Annotated in this window: 14 protein-coding genes, 2 pseudogenes and 1 other annotated feature; of the genes and pseudogenes, 7 read left to right on the top strand and 9 right to left on the bottom strand. The window is 60.3% G+C overall.

The window, feature by feature from the left end; translation table 11 throughout:
- Positions 1–20 precede the first annotated feature (20 nt).
- The 3 genes from K225_RS0114460 (at position 21) to K225_RS0114450 (ending at position 4,896) form a co-directional block, all read left to right on the top strand.
- Positions 21–1,559 carry a CoA-acylating methylmalonate-semialdehyde dehydrogenase gene (locus tag K225_RS0114460; protein WP_026437082.1) on the top strand — a complete coding sequence of 513 codons (1,539 nt, stop codon included), beginning with the start codon at positions 21–23 and terminating at the stop codon, positions 1,557–1,559.
- The gene (locus tag K225_RS0114455; RefSeq protein ID WP_026437081.1) at positions 1,556–3,217 is read left to right on the top strand and encodes a GMC family oxidoreductase; all 1,662 of its coding nucleotides are present in this window, start codon (positions 1,556–1,558) and stop codon (positions 3,215–3,217) included. The genes K225_RS0114460 and K225_RS0114455 overlap by 4 nt, the downstream gene beginning before the upstream one ends.
- Before the next feature lie 140 nt (positions 3,218–3,357).
- A complete protein-coding gene (locus tag K225_RS0114450) occupies positions 3,358–4,896 on the top strand; it encodes an IS3 family transposase (RefSeq protein WP_026437080.1) in 1,539 nt (512 codons plus the stop codon).
- Positions 4,897–5,380: 484 nt separating this feature from the next.
- Here K225_RS0114450 and K225_RS21800 read toward each other — a convergent pair.
- Positions 5,381–6,579 (bottom strand): annotated as a pseudogene (locus tag K225_RS21800) (IS3 family transposase); the annotation flags it as partial.
- Positions 6,185–6,301, bottom strand: a sequence feature (AL1L pseudoknot). (Overlaps the previous pseudogene by 117 nt.)
- Between K225_RS21800 and K225_RS20880 the strand changes: the two are divergent.
- On the top strand, positions 6,578–9,502 hold the full coding sequence (locus tag K225_RS20880) for a Tn3-like element IS1071 family transposase (protein WP_051248980.1): 2,925 nt from the start codon (positions 6,578–6,580) through the stop codon (positions 9,500–9,502). The pseudogene K225_RS21800 and the gene K225_RS20880 sit on opposite strands and share 2 nt — an antisense overlap.
- A gap of 143 nt (positions 9,503–9,645) precedes the next feature.
- Positions 9,646–9,885, top strand: a pseudogene (locus K225_RS0114430) (Tn3 family transposase); the annotation flags it as partial.
- 6 nt (positions 9,886–9,891) lie between these two features.
- Here the strand turns inward: K225_RS0114430 and K225_RS20875 are convergent.
- From K225_RS20875 to K225_RS0114400, 6 genes are read right to left on the bottom strand one after another with little or no spacing between them, the layout of a single operon-like run.
- Entirely contained in the window at positions 9,892–10,869 is a 978-nt protein-coding gene (locus tag K225_RS20875; protein WP_034712845.1) for an RNA-binding domain-containing protein, read from the bottom strand.
- Positions 10,851–13,520 (bottom strand): TrlF family AAA-like ATPase, encoded by a 2,670-nt coding sequence (locus tag K225_RS0114420; RefSeq protein WP_034712824.1) that lies wholly within the window; start codon positions 13,518–13,520, stop codon positions 10,851–10,853. The genes K225_RS20875 and K225_RS0114420 overlap by 19 nt, the downstream gene beginning before the upstream one ends.
- Positions 13,517–14,728: a GIY-YIG nuclease family protein gene (locus K225_RS0114415; RefSeq protein WP_026437078.1), complete on the bottom strand. Its 1,212-nt coding sequence runs from the start codon at positions 14,726–14,728 to the stop codon at positions 13,517–13,519. Before K225_RS0114415 ends, K225_RS0114420 begins: the two co-directional genes overlap by 4 nt.
- Positions 14,721–16,775, bottom strand: coding sequence for a DEAD/DEAH box helicase (locus K225_RS0114410; RefSeq protein ID WP_026437077.1), 2,055 nt, complete (start codon positions 16,773–16,775; stop codon positions 14,721–14,723). Before K225_RS0114410 ends, K225_RS0114415 begins: the two co-directional genes overlap by 8 nt.
- On the bottom strand, positions 16,772–19,546 hold the full coding sequence (locus tag K225_RS0114405) for a DNA methyltransferase (RefSeq protein ID WP_026437076.1): 2,775 nt from the start codon (positions 19,544–19,546) through the stop codon (positions 16,772–16,774). The genes K225_RS0114410 and K225_RS0114405 overlap by 4 nt, the downstream gene beginning before the upstream one ends.
- Before the next feature lie 58 nt (positions 19,547–19,604).
- Positions 19,605–19,805, bottom strand: a complete 201-nt coding sequence (locus K225_RS0114400) for an AlpA family transcriptional regulator (protein WP_026437075.1) — start codon at positions 19,803–19,805, stop codon at positions 19,605–19,607.
- A gap of 380 nt (positions 19,806–20,185) precedes the next feature.
- Here K225_RS0114400 and K225_RS20870 point away from each other — a divergent pair, with 380 nt between their 5' ends.
- A complete protein-coding gene (locus K225_RS20870) occupies positions 20,186–20,500 on the top strand; it encodes an XRE family transcriptional regulator (RefSeq protein WP_238323240.1) in 315 nt (104 codons plus the stop codon).
- On the top strand, positions 20,497–20,853 hold the full coding sequence (locus K225_RS22760) for a hypothetical protein (RefSeq protein ID WP_026437073.1): 357 nt from the start codon (positions 20,497–20,499) through the stop codon (positions 20,851–20,853). Before K225_RS20870 ends, K225_RS22760 begins: the two co-directional genes overlap by 4 nt.
- A gap of 271 nt (positions 20,854–21,124) precedes the next feature.
- Here K225_RS22760 and K225_RS0114385 read toward each other — a convergent pair whose 3' ends face one another.
- Together K225_RS0114385 and K225_RS0114380 are read right to left on the bottom strand one after the other, a co-directional pair.
- A complete protein-coding gene (locus K225_RS0114385; protein ID WP_026437072.1) occupies positions 21,125–21,361 on the bottom strand; it encodes a type I toxin-antitoxin system ptaRNA1 family toxin in 237 nt (78 codons plus the stop codon).
- 63 nt (positions 21,362–21,424) lie between these two features.
- Positions 21,425–21,682, bottom strand: coding sequence for a hypothetical protein (locus tag K225_RS0114380; protein WP_034712820.1), 258 nt, complete (start codon positions 21,680–21,682; stop codon positions 21,425–21,427).
- Position 21,683 lies beyond the last annotated feature (1 nt).

Here is a 21,683-nt window from a genome sequence, read left to right as displayed (position 1 = left end):
GCCTTTTTAAATTTGGCGTCATGAACACTCGACTTGACACCCCTACCAATTCGCAAGCCGCTAGCGGCCTCTCTACTCTCGGTCACAGCATTGCTGGTGTCGAGACTGCTCCAGCTGGAACGCGCCTGCAGGACATCTTCAACCCCGCCACCGGTGAGCGCATCGCGCAAGTTGCCCTGGCAAGCGCAGCTGACGTTGACCACGCCGTAGCCGCTGCTAAGGCCGCGTTTCCTGCGTGGAGCGAAACCCCGCCCATCCGCCGTGCTCGGTTGATGAACAAGTTTCTGTCGCTTGTGAACCGCCATCGCGACGAGCTGGCGCGCGCCATCACGATCGAGCACGGCAAGACCTTCTCCGACGCGCAAGGCGAAGTCGATCGCGCCGTCGACATCATCGAATTCGCCTGCGGCATCCCCCAGTTGCTCAAAGGCGACTTCACCGACCAAGTGTCCACCGGCATCGACAACTGGACCCTGCGTCAGCCGCTGGGCGTGGTCGCGGGCATCACCCCGTTCAACTTCCCCGTGATGGTTCCCGCCTGGATGTATCCCATCGCCATTGCCGCAGGGAACACGTTCGTGCTCAAGCCCAGCCCTATCGACCCGGGTGCCACTCTGCTGACGGCTCGTCTGATGAAAGAAGCTGGCTTCCCAGATGGTGTCTTCAATGTCGTCCAAGGCGATAAGGAGGCGGTTGACGCGCTTTTGGAACACCCTGATGTGAAGGCTGTGTCCTTTGTCGGTAGCACCCCCATTGCCAACTACGTCTATGAGACGGGCGCGCGCCATGGCAAGCGGGTGCAGGCGCTGGGCGGCGCGAAGAACCACCTGGTGGTCATGCCTGACGCCGATATGGAGAAAGCCGCTGACGCCCTAATGGGTGCGGCATTCGGGTCGGCCGGGGAGCGCTGCATGGCCATCTCTGTGGCCGTACTGGTGGGTTCGGCGGGCGAAGCGCTTCTGCCCTTGCTTAATGAACGTGTCAAGGCATTGAAGGTCGGTGATGGCCTCGACCTCAGCAGCGAGATGGGCCCTGTGGTCTCGAAAGTTGCCCTGAATCGCATTGCCGGCGCTATCGCCAGCGGTGTTGAAGAGGGCGCGGAAATCCTCGCTGACGGCCGTACCCACGCAGTCACGAAAGGTTCCGGCTTCTTCCTCGGGCCGACCGTCTTTGACCACGTCGAACCTGGCATGCGCATCTACCGCGAGGAAATCTTCGGTCCGGTCCTGGCATGCGTTCGCGTTGACGACATGAAGCAAGCTCTCACCCTCATCAACGAGCACGAGTTCGGTAACGGGGTGAGCATCTACACGCGGGACGGTGGCAGTGCTCGTGAGTTCTCCCGCAATGTGGAGATCGGCATGGTTGGCGTGAACGTCCCGATTCCTGTTCCCATGGCATGGCACGGCTTCGGTGGCTGGAAGAAGAGCCTTTTCGGCGACATGCATGCCTACGGGGAAGAGGGTGTGCGGTTCTACACCCGCCAGAAGAGCATCATGCAACGCTGGCCCGAAAGCATTCAGAAGGGGGCGGAGTTCACGATGCCCGTTTCGAAATGAACTCCCTGGAATTCGACTATGTCATCGTGGGCGGCGGCAGCGCCGGCGCCCTGCTGGCAAACCGCCTGAGCGAGGACGGAAAGCACAGCGTGCTCCTGGCCGAGGCAGGGAGTCGTGACACCTACCCGTGGATCCACGTGCCCGTGGGCTATCTCTACTGCATTGACAATCCGCGCACCGACTGGCGCTTCAGGACCGAGGCTGAGAAAGGACTTAACGGTCGCTCCCTCTTGTACCCGCGGGGCAAGGTCTTGGGTGGTTGCTCAAGCATCAACGGCATGCTGTACATGCGAGGGCAGGCCCGTGACTACGAACAGTGGGCTGAAGCGACCGGCGAAAGCGAATGGGGCTGGCAAGGTGCCCTTGCCGACTTCAAGCGCCATGAAGACCACCATCGACTGCGTTCTGAAGGCGCGCCAAAGGCCTCAGGCAAGCAAAGGGCTTCGAACGAGTTCCACGCCTCAGGGGGCGAATGGCGAGTCGACAAACAGCGCCTGCGCTGGGATGTTCTCGATGCATTCTCCCAGGCCGCTCAGCAGGCCGGATTGCCTGCCACCGATGACTTCAACCGCGGCAACAACGAAGGTGTCGGTTATTTTGAGGTGAACCAGAAGAACGGATGGCGTTGGAACACCTCTAAAGCCTTCATTCGGCCGGCACTGTCGCGCAAGAACCTGCACGTGTGGACTGGAGCCAAAGCGCTGAAGTTGCAGACCGAGAAGGCTTCTGAGGGGCCGCGTTGCGTTGGGGTCGACCTTGAGCGCAACGGAATGCGTATCAGCGTGAAGGCTCGTCGCGAGGTAATCGTGTCGTGCGGTGCCGTCGGCACGCCGCAGCTGCTGCAGCTGTCGGGAATCGGGCCCGCAGACGAGCTGAGGAAGCACGGCATCGCGCCTGTGCGCGACCTCGCTGGCGTTGGAGGAAACCTGCAGGACCACCTGCAAGTCCGCGCCATTTTCAAGATCGCGCGCGGGCGAACGCTCAATACGATTGCCAATAGCCTGTGGGGCAAGGCAATGATTGGACTGGAATACGCATGGCGTCGCACCGGTCCGATGAGTATGGCGCCTTCGCAACTTTGTGCCATCACCCGAAGCGACCCGTCGCAGCAGCACCCGAACATCCAGTTTCACGTGCAGCCGCTCAGTCTGCCGGCGTTTGGGCAGCCGTTGCACAACTTCCCGGCTGTCACGGCCAGCGTTTGCAACTTGAACCCGACCAGCCGAGGGAAGGTTTCGCTGCGCAGTTCGGACCCCCACGCAGCCCCGGTGATTGCACCGAACTACCTCAGCACGCCGGAAGACCGAAAGGTGGCTGCCGACTCGTTGAGAGTGGCTCGCCAGATCATGGCGCAGAGTGCGCTGGCTCCCTATGGTCCCAGTGAATTCCTGCCTGGTGCGCAGCACCAATCCGACGAAGATCTGGCCAAAGTCGCTGGGGACATCGCAACCACGATTTTCCATCCCGTGGGGACAGCGCGCATGGGCCGGGTTGACGACCCGTCTGCAGTGGTCGACCCGCACCTGCGAGTCATCGGCGTATCCCGGCTGCGCGTCGTCGACGCAAGTGTGATGCCGACCATCACGAGTGGAAACACCAATAGTCCGACGCTCATGATTGCCGAGAAAGCAGCGCGTTGGATCCAACGTGGAGAGTAGGCCGTTTGATGTCTTGATTTGAGCGACGCGAATGGTGTTTTTCGCGTCGCTTTCCGATGAAGAACTTTGATTGTTGTCTTCCACTGAAAACTGACCCAGTGGGGGTGCGGATGAAATCTTGGACTACCAGGAGGTAGTTCATGTATTCATACGAAGATAGGATTCGAGCGGTCCAGCTCTACATCAAGCTGGGCAAGCGCATCAGGGCAACCATCCGCCAGCTGGGTTACCCAACCAAGAATGCCCTGAAGAGCTGGCACCGTGAGTACGAACGACGCTCGGCTCTGCCTGAGGGCTATGCGGGCCGGCCTCCCAAGTACTCGCAGGATCAGAAGCAGGCGGCTATTGCGCACTACCTTGCGCATGATCGCTGCATTGCTGCAACGATGAGGGCATTGGGATACCCAGGCCGGGGTACGTTGACCGCCTGGATTCGCGATGCACTTCCTGAGAGCAGGAGAGTCGCCGTTGGCACCGCCGGCCGGCGAAGATATTCCGAGACATTGAAACAGGCGGGCGTCATGGAGCTCTGCACGCGGCAGGAAGGTGCGCAAGCCGTGGCAGAAAAACTGGGCGTATGCAGGCCGACGCTGTACAACTGGAAGAACCAGCTACTCGGCCGCGAGGCGCCCGCATCCATGAAACGCCGGAACCACTCACCACCATCACCTGAACGAGCGGAGCTGGAGCAACAGCTCGAATCCCTGCAACGCGACATCCGGCAATTGCAGCTCGAACGCGATCTCTTGAAGAAGGCCAATGAACTGCTAAAAAAAGGCCTGGGCGTCGATCTGCATCTCCTGACCAACCGGGAGAAGACATTGCTGGTTGACGCCCTCAAGGTGGTCTATGCCCTGCCAGAGCTCCTGGCTCAGTTGGATCTTGCGCGAAGCTCGTACTTCTACCACCGAGCCCGTACGCAGGTGGCAGACAAGTACCTTGACGCGCGTCGTGCCATCGCCGACATCTTCGAAACGAACCACTGCTGCTACGGCTACCGCAGGCTGCATGCGTCGCTAAACAGGCAGCACGTCACCATCTCGGAGAAGGTGGTGCAACGGCTGATGAAGCAGGAAAGCCTCATCGTTCCAAAGCCCAGAAAGCGCAGATACGCGTCGTACTTAGGCGAGATCAGTCCGGCGCCTGAGAACATCATCAACCGAGACTTCCAGGCCGTGGCACCCAATGAGAAGTGGCTCACTGACATCACTGAGTTCCAGATCCCGGCTGGCAAGGTGTACCTGTCACCCATGATCGATTGCTTCGACGGGATGGTGGTGAGCTGGACCATTGGAACCAGCCCAGACGCCGAGCTCGTCAACACGATGCTGGATGCCGCGATTGAGACGGTGGTGGGAACCACCGACCGGCCTGTGGTTCACTCCGATCGTGGTGGCCACTATCGCTGGCCAGGTTGGCTGGCAAGAATGAGCGATGCGAACCTCACCCGCTCGATGTCTCGCAAAGCCTGTTCACCTGACAACGCGGCCTGCGAAGGGTTCTTCGGTCGACTGAAGACCGAACTGTTCTACCCTCGGGACTGGAGAAGCACCACCGTTGAGCAATTCATTGAAGTGATTGACTCCTACATCCGCTGGTACAACGAGAAGCGGATCAAGATATCTCTGGGCTCTATCAGCCCCATCGAGTACCGAGAGAGTCTTGGACTTACGGCATAAACCAGTCCAAGTATTTGTCCGCACCCCCCTCGGGTCAGAGATCCGTGGAATTCAACACAGCGGCGGTCTGCCCCAGTGCGGGACTACATGCCATTATTCCTAGCGCGGAGAGTGAGCAAATCTGAGCTCTCATGTTGGCTCCGGATGGGGACCAACTTGCGTACCCGTCAGCAAGCACATTAGGACGACAAAAGCTCCAATTGTTTCGACTGTCTCGAGCTGGGTGATGGGGTCTCCTCGTTTTCAGTGCAATAAGTGACGGTACGAAAAGCTAGCACTGGCGCGGAGGTGGTGTTGGTAGATCGTTGATTTCATTGACTTTCCTGTTCGCTTTGTAAACGGGTATGGTGGCCTCCCACTTTTGAGGTTCACGATGCAGGGTTGGCACACAACGTTTTTGGGGATGCGTGGGCTCCCCTGAATCGCCCCGGGTTTCGAGGAGGCCAGTTGGTTTAAGTGAGACAGTCGCGGCCTGACCAGCGCGTTGACGATGGTAATTGGCCTCGAACTCCGCAGGCGGGACGTGGCCCAGCGGCCCCATCAGCCGGTGATGGTTGAACCAGGCGACCCATTCCAGCGTTGCCAGTTCCACCGCCTGCTTGGTCTTCCACGGCCCGCGCCGGTGAATGACCTCGGCCTTGTACAGCCCGTTGATGGTCTCGGCCAGGGCGTTGTCGTAGCTGTCGCCCTTCGAGCCCACTGAGGGCTCGATGCCGGCCTCGGCCAGCCGCTCGCTGTAGCGAATCGACAGGTATTGCGAGCCGCGGTCTGAGTGATGCACCAGCCCATCGTCTTCGCTCGGCTTGCGGTCGTAGAGCGCCTGCTCCAGCGCGTCGAGCACGAACTCGGTGTGCATCGAGCTGCTCTGGCGCCAGCCCACGATGCGCCGGCTGAACACGTCGATGACGAACGCCACATAGACCCAGCCTTGCCAGGTCGAAACATAGGTGAAATCCGAGACCCAGAGCTGGTTCGGCCGCTCGGCACGGAACTGCCGATTGACGCGGTCCAGCGGGCATGGCGCCTTGGGATCGGGAATGGTGGTCCGCACAGCCTTGCCGCGTCGCACGCCCTGCAGCCCGAGTTGACGCATCAGACGCTCGACGGTGCAGCGCGCAACGGCCACGCCTTCGCGGTTGAGCTGGCGCCAGACCTTCTCGGCGCCGTAGACCTGGTGGTTGGCCTGCCAGACGCGATGCACCTGCGGCAGCAACTGCGCATCGCGCTGAGCCCGCAAAGAGCGTAAGACAGGGCTGCGCTGACACGCGGCGTGGCGCCAGTACGCCGATGGGGCAATCTGCAAGACGCGGCAGATCGACTCGACCCCAAGCTGCTGGCGGTGCTGGTCGATGAACGCCTTCAGGACTTGATGCGGCGGTCGAGCTCCGCCTGGGCGAAAAACGCGCTGGCCAGCTTCAGAATCTCGTTGGCCTTGCGCAACTCGCGCACCTCGCGCTCCAGGTCCTTGATGCGCTGGGCCTCCGCAGTCGAGACGCCGTCTCGCTGGCCGGAATCGACTTCGTGCTGCTTGACCCAGGTGTGCAAGGTCTGCGGCACGCAGCCAATCTTGTCGGCGATGGATTCGATGGCCGCCCACTGCGACGGATGCTCTGCCCGGTGCTCCAGCACCATGCGCACGGCACGCTCACGAACCTCGGGCGAAAACTTCGGGGACTTCTTCATGGCTCCATTCTCCAGAGTTGGAGCCTCCTCTAAACCCGGGGCGATTCACCCCCGCGATATCAGCGACTTCGAGATGAAGGCATTTTTCACCTTCGATGGTGCCGAGCGCGACGCAATCAATGCACGCCGAGGTGATTCCCACAAGCTTGGTCTGGCGCTCCATATTGGTTTCCTGCGCATGAGTGGGCGTTTGCTCGGTGCCTTTCGGGTAATTCCAGTAGCCTTGTGGCGCCACCTTGGCAACGAGCTTGGCATTGCAGCACCAGAAGTCGCCTCGCTGAGAGCCATGTATGAACGCGGGCGCACGCTATTCGATCACCAACAAGTAGCCTGCACGGTCCTTGGATTCCAGTGGATGAGCGAGCACCAGCGCCGCTCACTGGTACGTGAACTGCGCGACGAAGTGGCGCGCTGCGCCGACCGCGATCAGCTACTCGTGCGGGCGCGTCAATGGCTGTACAAGAACAAGCTGGTGATCGTGCACGAGCGGGCAATTCGGACACTGATTGCGGCGGCACTTGCCCAGCTTGAAGTTGAAACAGGCACCGCCATCGCCGCCAGCGTTGATCCAGCAACACTTGATCGCTGGCGAGCCTCAGTTTCAGAGCTGCGCCCAGATGGACAAACCCAGCAGAGTTGGCTATGGGCTGCACCGGCGAAACACTCAACCCGCCAAATCAGCGAGGTACTGGAGCGCATCGACCTGCTTTACACGCTGGACGTTCATAAGCACCTGGCAGACATCCCCGATCTCATCTTGCGCCGCTACGCGCGCCGACTTGTCTCCAGGCCGCCCTCAGCCGGAGCCAAGATCAAAGAGCCAGCGCGCACCGTGGAGGTCGCATGCTTTCTTCGGTATTGCCTGTTCACCACCACAGACCAGTTGATCCTTATGGTGCAGCGCCGGATCGCCGATCTGTGGCGTCAGGCTGCCGCCGATGTCCCCGCTACCGTCAATTGGGCCGCAATGTACAAAACGCTGCTCGGCGAACTTGTTGCCTTGAGCGCGCAAGGTGCGGTGCCAGATGCTGAGTTGCGTGCCCGTCTTGAAGCCTTGATCACCGAAACCCAGAAACGCAAACCACCGAGCAGGGCCTCCCTGGTCCGCGAGGGATTGATTGATGGAATTCGCCCCGTGCGGTCGTTGCTCGTCGCCATTGCAAAGCTGCCCTGGCAGGCCACCGGCGAGCATCCTGCCATCGAGTACCTTGCCAAGCTGCAAGCTTTATATCTCAAAGGATCCAGAAAGCTGCCAGTTGAAGTGGTGGCACCAAGTCTGGGAATGATCTGGCAGGTTTCGATCTCCAGCCCAGACCGGGAACGGGCGTTTCAGGCGTTGGAGGTGGCCACCCTGTTTGCCCTGCGCCGCGCGGTGCGCAATGGCTCGGTCTGGATTGAGCACAGCCTGAGCTTTCGGGGTCGTGCGCGCTTGTTCTTCACGGACGAGCGTTGGCAGGCAGAGTCCAAGAAACACTATGCCCGTCTATCGTTACCCAGCAAGGCTGCCACTTTCTTGAAGCCTTTGCTGGCCAGAGTAACTGCCGGTGTCGATGCGGTGGCCGCTGCAGCCCGCAGTGGCGTACTGCGCGTGGATGATGAACTCCATTTGTCGCCATTGCCCGCAGAGGACGAAGACCCAGAAGTGACCAAGCTGCGCGCGGCTTTGGATCACCGCATCGGTGAGGTTCAATTGCCGGAAGTGATTCTGGCCGTTGACGCCCAGGTGCGCTTTAGCTGGATCATGCTCGGACGTGAGCCGCGCTCTACCGACGAGCTGCTGATGGTCTATGCCGGCATCATGGCCCACGGCACCAGTCTGACTGCGGTCGAATGCGCGCGCATGATTCCGCAATTGTCTGCCACCAGCATTCGCCAGGCCATGCGCTGGGCGCGGGACGAACGGCGTCTGAGCCAGGCCTGCCAGGCTGTGCTGGAATTCATGCAGCGACACCCGATTGCCGCCACCTGGGGGCGGTCCGATTTGGCATCTTCTGACATGATGACCATGGAGACCACCAAACGGGTGTGGCAAGCCCGGCTTGATCCTCGGCGCAACACACCTTCCATTGGAATCTACTCCCATGTAAAAGACCGGTGGGGCATCTTCCATGCGCAGCCCTTTGTGCTCAATGAGCGCCAGGCGGGCGTGGCCATTGAAGGTGTCATCCGCCAAGAAAAGCTGGAGACCAGCCAGCTTGCTGTGGATACCCATGGCTACACCGACTTTGCCATGTCACATGCCCGTTTGCTTGGTTTTGATCTTTGCCCGCGGTTGAAGGAACTCAAACAGCGCCACCTCTTTGTGCCACGCGGCACCAAAGTGCCCGCAGAAATCGCTGCGGTGTGCGAAGCCAATGTCGACGTCGCTTTGATCGAAAAGCATTGGGATAGTCTGGTGCACCTGGCAGCCTCGGTCATGAGCGGACATGCCAGTGCGGTGGCAGCTCTTGCGCGGTTCGGTTCTGCCGCCCAGGGCGATCCAATCTATGAGGCTGGCGTGCAATTGGGGCGGTTGCTGCGTACGGCGTTTTTGGCTGACTACTTTGTCAAGGACGCTTTCAGGAACGAGTTGCGCCGGGTGCTCAATCGGGGCGAGGCTGTTAACGCCCTCAAGCGCGCCATTTATACCGGCCGGATCAGCCCGGCGCAGGCCAAACGTGTCGATGAAATGCAGGCTGTGGCCGATGCGTTGAGCCTGATGGCCAACATCGTGATGGCGTGGAATACCTCACAGATGCAGGCGGTCCTGGATCGCTGGTCGAACCGCCGCCAGGTCATTCCACCGGAACTGATCGGGAAGATTGCGCCCACCAGGCTGGAGAGCATCAACTTGCGGGGTGTGTTTCGCTTCCCGGTTGACCGCTATGCTGACCAAATCCTGCCTTCGCGGCCAAATGCATCGATAACTGGCACCAATGGATGAAACCGACCACGGTTTGACGCCACGAATCGCAGATTTGAAAGTGAACAGGAAAGTCAATGAAATCAACGATCTACCAACACCACCTCCGCGCCAGTGCTAGCTTTTCGTACCGTCACTTATTGCACTGAAAACGAGGAGACCCCTACCGGGCTAGCGGCCTCAATCTGGTAACGGCTGCCGTCGTGTTGTGGAACACGGTCTATCTGGAACGGGCTGCGCACGCGCTGCGTGGCAACGGCCATGCCGTTGATGACGCGCTGTTGCAGTACCTGTCGCCGCTCGGTTGGGAGCACATCAACCTCACCGGCGATTACCTCTGGCGCAGCAGCGCCAAGATCGGCGCGGGCAAGTTCAGGCCGCTACGACCGCTGCAACCGGCTTAGCGTGCTTTATTTTCCGTTTTCTGAGGCGACCCCAGGTAGGTGGCCGGGGCTGATGATTTCGACCCGATCCGCAAACACCAGTACGCGGATCGGCGCGCTGACGAAGTAGTCGCGGTGAATGAGGGCGTTGGCGACCAGCTCTTCCCAGACGATGCGGGGAATCTCAGGCTGCCCCGGGGAGTTGAAGCCCTGTTCGCCCTGCGCAGCGCGGGTGTTGGCGACAATAAAGCCCAGCGTCTGCTGGAACACGTCAGCCAGCTTGCCGGCGATGTCACGGCTGTCGATGTAGCGTTCGTCCTCAATCTGGGTGCCGACAAAGGCGACGGCCTTGACGATGAAGGCGGGTAGCGCGTAGTGCGGTGATTTGGCGAATAGCAGACCGCCCGCCACGTTGAGCTGCCCCTGGTTCATCAGGTTCATGTTGGTCAGCAACTGCGGCAACGGCTGGTTATGCTGGGCGAGCGGCTCACCGAATTGCTGCTCGAAGAAGGTTTCGAAATAGGGCATGTCCACATCGCCCGCGCTCAAGCCCGCCACGGGCGTTTCGTCGGCGTGCACCAAGCCCGCCTGCTGGAACAGTCGCTGCAATTCCTCGCGCGAGGTCGCGCGGCGCTTGTCCGAGCCGTTCTTCACCCAAATCGCGCCGTTCTTGTCCATGTAGGGCTTGTTGACGCCTTCAGCGATGGACAGCACCAGCACCGTGCCTGCCGGGTGGGGCACGTTTTCCGTGAGCGGGTTCACGGCGGGACGCACGACCTGTGAGGCCACGTTGGCGATGAGCATGTTGAGACGAGCAACGTCGGCGCCGGATAGTCCGCGCACCGAACCGTCGTCGTTCACCCCAATGAAGATGCGACCACCAGCGGTGTTGCTGAAGGCAACAATCTCCGCTGCCAAGGCGTCGGCATTGTTCATGTCCGTCTTGAACTGCTGCCGACTGTCCTCGCCCCGGCTGAGCAGGTCGATCAGCTCTGTGGTTTCCATAGGTTGTAGACCTCTTTGCGACGGTTGAAGGCTTCTTGGCCTCCTTCCATGATGTTGATGATGGCGTCCTGCACCGGGCGGGCGTCGATGCTGCCGCTTCGCGTGGCGACCTTCTCGTCCTGGTATTGGCAGGCGTGCACCTGTTCCGCGTCACCCAGCACCGGGAAATTGGCGTTGTGGGTGGCGAAGATGAATTGGGCGTGAGGCTTCATTTCCCGTAGCAGCTTGATCACATCGTCGTAGATGGTCTGGTTGTCCAGATCGTCTTCCGGTTGGTCGATGATGATCACGTCGTTCTGGCGTTGGCTGAGCACGTACAGCAACAGCGCCGAAGCGCGCTGCCCGAGAGAGTGGTGCTTCAACTCCTTGCCGCGATAGCGGATGACGAAGCGGTTGGGCACCTGCCAGGTGACGAACTCGGTCAGGTTCTGCATGAAGGTCTTTTCGAAGACCTCGGGGGTGCTGCCGGCCTTCGCCAAGGCTCCCGGCAGGGCACGCAGGAGGCCGCCGAAATCTGCATAGTCCTCCATCACTGCGCGCAGCGTGGTTTCGCGGATGTTGCTGCCCTTGAAGAGCTGCTGCATGAAGCTGATGGCGGCTTCCTTGTCGCCCTTGAAGTCCGCTTCGATCTGCAGGGCGGTGTGGCCAGCATTCACTCGGTCCAGCTCTACCTTGATGGTGTTGAACTCGCTCAGCCATAGTTCATTGAGTTTGTCGATCTCGGCAAACAGCGCGTCGCGGATGCTGGTCTGCTGTGATTCCTGCTTGGCCAGCGCCTGAAGCATTTGCTCCGCCTTGGTTTTGCGCTGCTGCTGGGCCAGGAAGTCGTCCGGCTGGATGGCAGTCATGCCGGTTTGCTTGAGCTCCTGAGCTAGTTGGCGCTCGACTTGTGCGAACTCCTCCTGAAGGCTCCTGCTTGCGCCTTCAAATTCGCCCTGTTTGGTCTTGAGGCGAGCTGCAATGACGTTCGCTTCTCGCTCGATCTGCTTGAGCTGATCGACCTTGGCAACGAGGTTGGAGAACTCGGCGTAGTAGGCCGTGAAGAAATCCGGGTTCTGCTTGGAAACGTAGCTCGTTGCGTTCCGCAGCTCGTCCTCATGCTCGGCAATCAGACTTCCTAGAGCGAGGATGAAGCTGTCTGCCCGCTCCGTCATGCGCGCGAGCGCTGTGGCGTCCTGCTGGAAGCCAAGTCGCTTTTGGAGCTTATCGGCGACACCGTGCTCCGCGAACTTGGTCAGACGGAAGTTGGCATCATTTAGTTGGGTCTCGAAGTCGCGCTTGAGTTCGGCCGTGTTGCTGAGCTTGAGCCAGCGCTGAGCAGCGTCGCGCACGCGCTGGCGTTGAACCTCGATTTCGTCACGCAGCACACGCAGCTTCTCGCCAACCAGCTTTTCCACCAGATCGGTCTCGAAGCCTTCGCCGGTGCTGGAAAGGTCCTTCTGGCCGAAGTAGATCGGACGGCGCAGTACGGTCTCCCGGATCGACACGCCGGGTTGCAACTTGCCGCCTAAATAGACATTTGGGGCTTCGCGGAAGATGCGCGAGATGGTGAATTCCTGTCCGTACACGTCGCATGCTGTCAGCGTCACCTTGCCGCCGCTGCCAAGGGTATGGCGGATCAACTCATCCTTGTACTTGGTGTCCTGCGCCTTCTCGCCGCGTGGAATGTCGAGGGCGTAGCGCACTGCCTCCAGGATGGAGGATTTGCCGCTGCCTCGGATGCCGATCAACGTGTTGAGTTCGGAAGAGAAATGCAGCACCTGCCCGTCGAGAATGCCGCCGTCGAAGCGGATGCTGCGGATGTACGACGCTTGATGCTTGGGCGGCTCCATAGCTACCCGCCCAGCGGGATCGCTCAAGGCAAACTTGACCGCCTCGAAGGACAGCTCGCCCAGCTTCAGGTAGCTGGCCTTGCCTCGACCGATTTCATCGACCCTCTTCGGGTCGCTGCCCTCCAGTTCGGCGGGGTACCAGCTCTGTAGCCAGCTTTGAATCTTCGTGCGGCAGGGTTTGTCTTTACCTGCGCCGTCGTGCGTGCGCACCTTCTGAAAAGCCAGCGCTCTGCGTCGGAAAAACTCGTTTTGCCCCAACTCAGTCAGTCGGCCGCCATCCAGCTCCGCCCACAGGCCACTCGGGGCTTCGACATGGGCGAAGACAAGAAAGAAGTCCCGGTGATAGCCCTCCAGTTTCTTGATGGTCTCCAGAAGCGACCATGAAGTGCGTCCGTTCTCCTGCTCGTACTGCGCGGGCGTTTTTCCTTCGAATGCACTGGTCAGGAAGGGGTTGATGTAATTGTGTTCATCGATCCATTCGTCGGAGAACACAACAAGCGTGTGGATGCCATTAGCCCCGTCGTTGACCGACAACTCGACGCCTGGCAGCAGCGCAATGCCCTTCTTCTGGGCCGTCTTGCGCAGTGCTTTGAATTCTTCGAAGTCGAACTTGTTGTGGTTGGTGATGACGCCTAATCGGATGCCCGCTTTCTCCAACGCATCCACATAGTTGCTGTTGTAGAAGTTGTCATCGCCTGTGAACTTGAATTCACGGTCCGCTCGGGTATGCAGATGAAAGTCAGCGCGGATCCACTGCGCCCCTTCTGCAAAGACCATGGATCGAGCCTCTGACTGATTCGGTCGCAGACTTTCCATCATGGTTCATCCTTATAGTTAGTCCGCGCGTAGCCCACCAGTCGAGCGGTCTGCGGGTCATAGATAAACTCGGTGATCGATCCATCTCGAATGCGCTGAACCGCCTCGTCGATCACATGAAGTGGCACTAGGAACCATTCCTCAGGCTGCACAGGATGACCGAAGCGGTCGTTGATCGTGATGTTCAACCGCGCGGGCGCGAACAGTCTGTGGAACAGGTTCTCCATCCGGGTGCGGTTGATGCCTGCGAGCTTGTAGGTCGCTACCACTTCGACCTTCGCCAGCAGATAGGTGGAGTCGTATTCGGCGTTGGCGATGCGCGTCTCCACCCTGCCCCCGGTCACGCCGACCTTGTGGATGATCTCGCGGTGCTGCGCGACATAGGGATGATCGGAGAGGGAGCGCAGGACGTAGATCGTGCCGCTTTCGACATCACCGGCCTCAAGCTCGCCGCCGAAAGAGAGTTGCCCGCTCTCTGGCGAGGCCAGCCGCCGCGCGGCGGGGTCGTTGTAAAACGCTCGCTGGAGCGAGCGCAGCAGCAGATTGCTTTCGGTGCCGTTGGAGAAGATGAGGCGCAGGCGGCGGTCCACTTCCCCAGCGGTGGTTTTCAACGGCTCGCCGACCTCGGCGACGTAGAGAGTAAGGCCATCGAGAACGAACAAGTCCCCGACTTCAATCGCACGGCGGCCCGCTTCGATGGGCTGGGACTGGCGCATACCGGTTCTGACTTCCGCTTGCACGCGTTCGAACAAGGGCCGGAAGGTCTCGAAGTCCTCGCAGGGCTTGCGATCCGCGATCTCCTCGGCGGCGCGCTTTTCGGCGCTGGTACGGACATGGCGCAAGACCGTGATGTCGTCCGCGCCGGCAACATCCGCCAGTTCGGCAGCCAGGTCGTCGATGTCGATAGTTTCGTCCGCCGAAGCGGCAACGGTCGGTGCCCCAGCAAGCAAGCCCTGATGATCTAGCGGCTCAAGCAAGGCGCGGCAATCCGGGAGCGCGCGCAGCCGGTCGAGCCGCACGGCATATAGGCGCTCGAATATGTCGCGGGCTTCGCCATGCTGCGGCGCACGCCCGTGCTGCTCTGTGAAGCGTTGGATTTCCTCGAAGCCAGCAATGACACGCTCCTCGCTGGCTGGGCGGCCATTTTTCTTCTCAGCCGGAGCGAACTCGGCCAGCTCTGCCGCCAGGTCGTCAAGATCGGAGTTACTCATAGCGCCCCTCCGCCTTGAAGCGCATGAAAGCGGCAGCGCCTTCGGCCATGCGTCGCTCCCAAGCATCCTGGGAATCGAGCGCCGGAATGCGGCCGCGCTCCTTCTTGAACTGAACGGCACGAACGGCCATCTCCTTCGCCTCGTCCGGCGTCAGGCTCGTGCGCTTGGCCGAGATAGCCGCCGCGACCTGCTTCAAGCTGTCCTCGCTCATGGTCTTGGCAAGGATGGCGTAGGCTTCCCCGAAGGGGTTGATGCGGTCGATCAAGTCGATGTCCAACTCGCGCACGTCCATCGCGAAGCGGCGCACGCCGTCAATCAGGGCGGTGTTGGGTGACCCGTCGCTCTCACCTTCGGTAACAAGCCGCTTGGCCTGCTGCGTGAGGTTGAGGGCAGCGATGGCGTGCTGACGCACGGCCTCCTGATCTTCGACGTCAAGCTCGGGATACTTGTCCTTGATGATCTTGCCCATACGAACCTGCGTCAGCTCTTCGGGCACCAACTCCTCATCGAACAGGCCACGCTCGATGGTGGGTTTGTCCTGCACGAAAGCCGCGATCACTTCGTTCAAGTCTTCCTGGCAGATTCGGGCCGCCTCCTTGCTCTTGGGCTCGGCAAGCCCCTTGATCTCGATTTGGTACGCCCCTGTCTGCTCATTGACACCGACATTGCAGCGGTCCGCGTCGTAGCCACCTTCCCCATAGTCAAAGCCCGGCGTCGGGCCGCTGTCGGGGTTCTTGGGCTTGAACTCGAAGCGCGGAGCAAGAACCTGCTCCATCAGCAGGCTGGCCGCGATGGCCTTCAACGTATCGTTGACGGCCTCGGTGACAGCTTCCTCGGCTGCATCCGGCTCGGCGATCAGGTTGGTGAACCTCGCGCGGGTCTTGCCGGGCGCGTCGCGGGTAGCTCGGCCGATGATCTGCACGATCTCGGTCAGGCTGGCGCGGTAGCCCACGGTCAGCGCATGTTCGCACCAAATCCAATCGAAGCCTTCCTTCGCCATGCCCAGCGCGATGATGATGTCCACATGGTCGCGGTTGTTCTTCTGCGCCGGGTCTTTGAGCGAGGCGGACACGCGGTCGCGCTTGGCGGCATCGTCATCGACGAGATCGGCGATCCGCAGCACGCGGCCATCGGGGCGCTTGATACGTTGGAAGCCGGTCGCAGGGTCGATGCCTTGCCATTCACCCAGCGCCTCGATGATGTGCTCCACTTCCCGCATCTTGTCCTTCGTGCTCTCGCGCGAATTGACGTTGGGGATGTGGATGATGGTTTTCTCGGCGGGATCGAGGACATTGAGGATGTCATCGACGTAAGGCCCGCTGTAGAAGAAGTAGCCGATGTCGAGCTGCTTGAGGTACTCGTAACCGTTGAGCTGCTCGTAGTAGGTGTAGGTGACGGTATCGAACTTCGACTCATCCTGCGGCGCGAGCACGGCCTCGGCGTCGCCACGGAAGTAGGAGCCGGTCATGGCAACGATGTGCGTCTTGCCGCGCGCGAAGAACTGCCCGAGGTGCAAGCCGAGCTTGTTGTCCGGGTTGGCCGAAACGTGGTGGAACTCATCGACCGCAATCAGTCGGTCGTCGAACGCCTCCACGCCGTAGGCATCGACCGCGAAGCGGAATGTCGCATGGGTGCAGACCAGCACCTTGTCGTCGCCTTCGAGGAATGCGCCCAGCGACTTGACCTTGCCCCCGTTGTCGTTGCCTGGCGCGTTGCACAGGTTCCACTTGGGCTCGACCTGCCAGTCGGACCAGAAGCCGTATTTCGACAGCGGTTCGTCGTTGAAGCTGGCACCGATGGACTTCTCCGGCACAACGATGATGGCCTGCTTCAAGCCTTGGTTCTTGAGCTTGTCGAGTGCCACGAACATCAGCGCACGGCTCTTGCCCGATGCAGGCGGCGACTTGATGAGCAGGTATTGCTCGCCTCGCTTCTCGTAGGCCCGCTCCTGCATGGGCCGCATCCCAAGAGCATTGGCCTTGGTCGATGCGCCGTTTCGGGCGTAGGTGACGGAAACGGACGGTACGGACTTGATCTTGTCGCTCATGCGTTGGCTCCCGCTTTGCGCTTCTTGCTCTTGGCCGGTGCAGCCGAAGCGGTCATCTTGGTGTAGAGGTCGAACAGCTTTTCCAGCCGTTCGGTGTCGCTTTTAAACCGACGTCCGATGTAGATGCGCTCCAGCACTTCGTCGTTACGATCATGGGCGGCACGCAGGTCGGCGGGCATGTTCTCAGGGTCGTACAGGTCCGCGATGGTCGCGGGGAAGTGATGTTCCCGCGCCAGCAGGATGTCCTCCGCGCAGCGCGTGAGATCGGCCTTGTTTTTCTCGGTTAGCGTCGGCACCGGAAACGTGTTCCAGCCGATGGTGTTGGAGTAACGGTAGCGTGTCTCCAGCTTGCCGCAGACGGTGGCAATCCAGACAAGATGCAGGCGGCTGGCGATGAGAGCCATGTTCCACAGTGGGGCGTCGTAGAGGGCGAAGGCAAGATTGCTAACAATGGTGTCTGCCGTTACGAAACCCACGGGCAGATATTCACGGGACTCGGAAGACACCGTAGGAACAACTATGGCAGTTTCTTTGGCAACCCCAGCAATTTGAACAAACCGATACGGCTTCTTTGCGAAACTGCGCGTGGATTCAGCCGGCGAATTGCTGCGATTCTCCACCACTAACTTCAATCGTTGTGAGATGAGCTCGCTTGCATTTGCTGCATCAACCTCATCGTCTTCAATCCAGAAACAATATCGGAGCTTACCGTTAATCAGCTCTTCGGAACCGATGAAGCGTTTGATGAAAGAGCGTGCCACCGCATCGTCAGCCATGACATTTCTTGCCAAATCGGCGTCCATCAACAAGTTACCGCCATCGCGCGGCATGTTGCCAAATAGCATGACGGATTGCCCACCAAGCGGATCATTGGCTTTTTCAACATATGCCAAGCTATCTGGCACAAGATAAGGTCCGATGGCTGTGCATTGCTTGAGCATGTCCTCCAGAAACAACTGCTTAGGTTGATTGGATTTTTTCCCCAAGCCAATGACTACGACAGTCACACCCGCATTGTGAGCAGCAAGGTTGGCCCACTTAAACGAGGTGTGAGCGAAACGGATTTCACATCCGCGCTCAAAAGCGACAGGCCATACCTCACTGGCTTGTTGTCCTTGACAAACGCTGTTGGTTGCAACGAAAGCAGCAACAGCATCCGGCACCTTGTCTGCATAATCAAAAAAGCGTGCAAACCAGCCAGTCACGAAGTCGGTAGTCTTCGCCAGCTTGGGGTGCTTGGCCCACGCGTTCGCCAAATCAGCTTTCTGCTCGTCGCTTTGCCATTTGCTGCCCCTGTACGGCGGGTTCCCGCAGATGTACGTTTCCCCGCCTTCGTTCTGAAAGTCGATCTCGGCTTGGTCGAGCGTCGTCTCAAAGAGGTCGTCCGCCTGCAACTTCACGCTGGTGCCGGTCGCAGGGCACACACTCAGCCAGTCGATCCGAAGCGCGTTGTGACACGTGATCCAATTCTCGTTGCGCAGGGGCAGAAACTCTGCCAAGGCCAGCTTCTGGCCCCGGTACAACACATCGCACTGATATTCGGCGATGACCAGCGCAAGGCGGGCGATCTCCGCCGGGAAGTCGCGCAGCTCGATCCCGCGAAAGTTGGTAAGCGGAATTTCTGATGCACGATCCGGCTCGCCGCGCCGCCGGTTGATCTCGGCCTCGATGGCCCGCATTTCCTTGTAGGCGATGACCAAGAAATTGCCTGAACCGCAGGCCGGATCGAAGACCCTGATCTTGGCGATGCGCTTGCGCAGGTTGAGCAAGGTGCGCGGGTTGCCGCCCGCCTCTTCCAGCTTGGAACGCAGGTCGTCGAGGAATAGCGGATTCAGCACCTTCAGGATGTTGGGGACACTGGTGTAGTGCATCCCCAACTCGCCGCGCTCCTCGTCCTCGGCGACGGCTTGGATCATCGAACCGAAGATGTCAGGGTTGATCTTGGTCCAGTCCAAGCCGCCCACATGCAGCAGGTAGGACCGGGCGATCTTGCTGAATCGCGGCACCTCTTCACTGCCGGAGAATAACTGCCCGTTGACGTAGGGGAAGTCTTCGGCCCATCGGGGAACCTTGGCGGCGGCCCGGTCCTCGCGCTTGGTGTTCATAGCGCGGAACAGCGTGGCGAGAACCTCGTGCGTGTTCGACGAGTCCCTGGCGCTCATCTGCGCGACGGTTTCGGTGAAGCGCCCCTTGCCGACGAAGATGTCGGTGTCCTCGGCGAAGAAGCAGAAGATCAGCCGCGCCATGAGCTTGTTCATGTCGTGCCGACGCTCCGCCGAGCCCCATTCTGGGTTGTCCTTCAGCAGTTCGACATACAGACGGTTCAGGCGGCTGGTGGCCCGGATGTCGAAGGCGTTCTCACTGATCTGGCGGACAGTGCTGATGCCCGCCAGCGGCAGGAAGAAGCCGAAGTGGTCCGGGAAGTCCTTGAAGGCGCAGGCAACGGTCTCGCCGCTGGTCAGGTCCTCGGCCTCGAAGTCCACGCCGTCAGTGGCGAGGATGAACTTCGCTTTGGCCTTGACCGTCGCAGGGCTGACCTTGAGGGCGGCCAGTGTCTGGGTCACCCGCCCTGCGTCGCAGGTCAGGATGTGGATGTTGCTGGTCTGAAGAACACCGCCGAGGTCAGACTTGTTCGACGCCCCCGCGCGCAGGCGTTTGATGGTCGTCGCCTTGTTGCCAAAGGCTTCAAGGAAGGTGTAGGGGAACTCTGCGGGGTCAAAGGGCCGCTCCGCAAGGTCGGTGATGGCCTGTTCGATTTCTACGGCGTTCATGGGCGTGCAGCCCCCCCTTGGGGCGTGGCCGCCTGGCTGCTGTCGTTCTGCGGGGCGCTCATGTCTTGTCCTGCGTTTTCTCGGCTATCTGTTCGGCAATCCAGCGATCCAACTCGCTGCGACGAAACCGCCAGGTGCCGCCCAGCTTGAACCCCGGTATCTCCCCTTGCTGGGCCAGCCGGTAAACGGTCTTCTTCCCTGCCTTGAGATAGACCGCCACTTCGTCCAGCGTGAGAATTTCGCTATCGGGTTGGTTCATGTCAGGTGGCTCGCTTGGTGTCGCACGGCGAAGTTTTCCAAAGTCTGGCCAAGTTTACCATCCAAGCCACCCAAATGAACCTCGAATCTCATGTGCGCAAAGCCATAGATTCGGCAGGCGCCATGCGTTGCGGCACACTCGTGGCACCAGCTCGATGGCAAGGTCATGCGCTTTAGCCAGCGGGTCGTAGATGGTTTACGCCAAGAAGGTGCTCGGCGTGTCTTTTTCCAGGGCAAAAACGCAACGTAGTACCCTTTGGCCTTCACAGCCGTGCTCTCTGTGGCCTCATCTGGATGAGACGGGCTAGGCAAATTAGCGTGAGGTGTGCGATGGGCCGAAAGGAAACCGAGGAAGCAATTGAAGAAGCCCGACGGGGTGGCTTGAAGCGGTTCGATTCCGTCGAAGCCCTGTTCGCCGACCTGAACGCCGACGACACGCCGGAAATTCGTGAAGGCAGCACGAACATCTATGCCGACCTGGGCCGCCTCGACACGGACGAAATGCAGGCCAAGGCCACGCTCGTAACCAAGATTGGTCAGGCCATCACGGCACGGCAGTTGTCAAACGACCAAGCGGCGGCGGCTCTTGGATTGACGCTGGCCGAGCTGGGCGAGCTGCTGGCCGGCCGCTTCCGTGGGTATTCTGTCGATGACCTGGAAGGCTTGGCGGCGCTGCTCGATGTGGCCGGCCGATGATTGACCCGAAGAACCTGGAAACCTGGCTGCATGAGAAGGCCGGCCCGGCCCATGACGCGCTGAAAGCCTACCCGGCCCGCGCCGTCTCGGCCGACCGGGTGCGCTACACGCTCGATGAGCTACTGGCCCAATGCGACCCTTCTGCCGAGCTGACCGCGCAGGAACGGGAATGGCTGGATGCGCCGGCGGTCGGCCGTGAAGTGCTGACCCCCTTCGACCCGGCCGAACACCTGACCAATGCCGAGGCCGTGGCTGCACTCCTGGCCGATGCGGAAGCCACCGGCGACCCGGCCTACATCGAGCACGCGCACCAGGTCGCAGCACGTGCGCGGGTTATGCACGGCATCAAGTAGGGAAGCTGGCCAGCATCGTCATGCCTGGCGGTGCTGCAGGTGGATCTCATCGCCGGAAATGACGATGCGAGATCTCACGCCAAGGGAGCAGCCTAGAGCAGCCTTCATCATCCGACATGGCGATGCTCGAGCATACCGACGCGCACTACCACCTTTGACGATGTATGACCGGAAAAGACAAGGGCGACCTAATAGCCGCCCTTGTCCTTCCCAGTGAGTTAGTCGATCGGTAAGAAGAATATTCTTCTTATTCTTCTTACCCGCCGCAAGACTACGCGACGTGCAGGGATTGCCGCACCGCGTCCAGAGCCAGGCGGAAGTCGTCCCGCGTGGCCTGGCCCGTCTCGGCCTGGTAGTACAGCACCATGAACATATTGGCGACGGCCTCGGCCATTGGTGAGAGCTGCTGCGCCGCCTCTTGGTCGATCCAGTCCAGGGCCGCGAGCTGCGCGGCCGCATAATGAACTGCCTGGGTTGCGATTGCATTGGTAGGATTCAAAGTTGCCATGATTCACCTCTGTAGTAGGTGGGTTGTGGAAGTGTCGGCCGGCCCCACGCCGGCCGGCGCGCTTTACCGCTGGCCGCTGCTGTAGAAGCCGGCCGCTTCTGCCAGCGGCGTGTTCCTGTTGCTGCCGCTGTAGCTGTTGCTCGATGACCTGGCCGCCGGCCTGGTGGCCTCGATGGCAGAAGGAGCAGAGCGATCAATAAAGGCCGAAACTTCCGCCGCTGCATCAAGCTCGGTTGATTGATCGCCAGGCTGCTCAAAATCCACCACCGGCCGCTGCACCTGGTCAAGCGCCAGGCAGTCGAAAAAGCCACTACGCCTCATA

Origin of the sequence: Acidovorax sp. JHL-9 (genome assembly GCF_000426205.1) — a bacterium.
Lineage (GTDB): Bacteria > Pseudomonadota > Gammaproteobacteria > Burkholderiales > Burkholderiaceae_C > Acidovorax > Acidovorax soli.
This window is presented reverse-complemented; position numbering and strand designations above follow the sequence as displayed.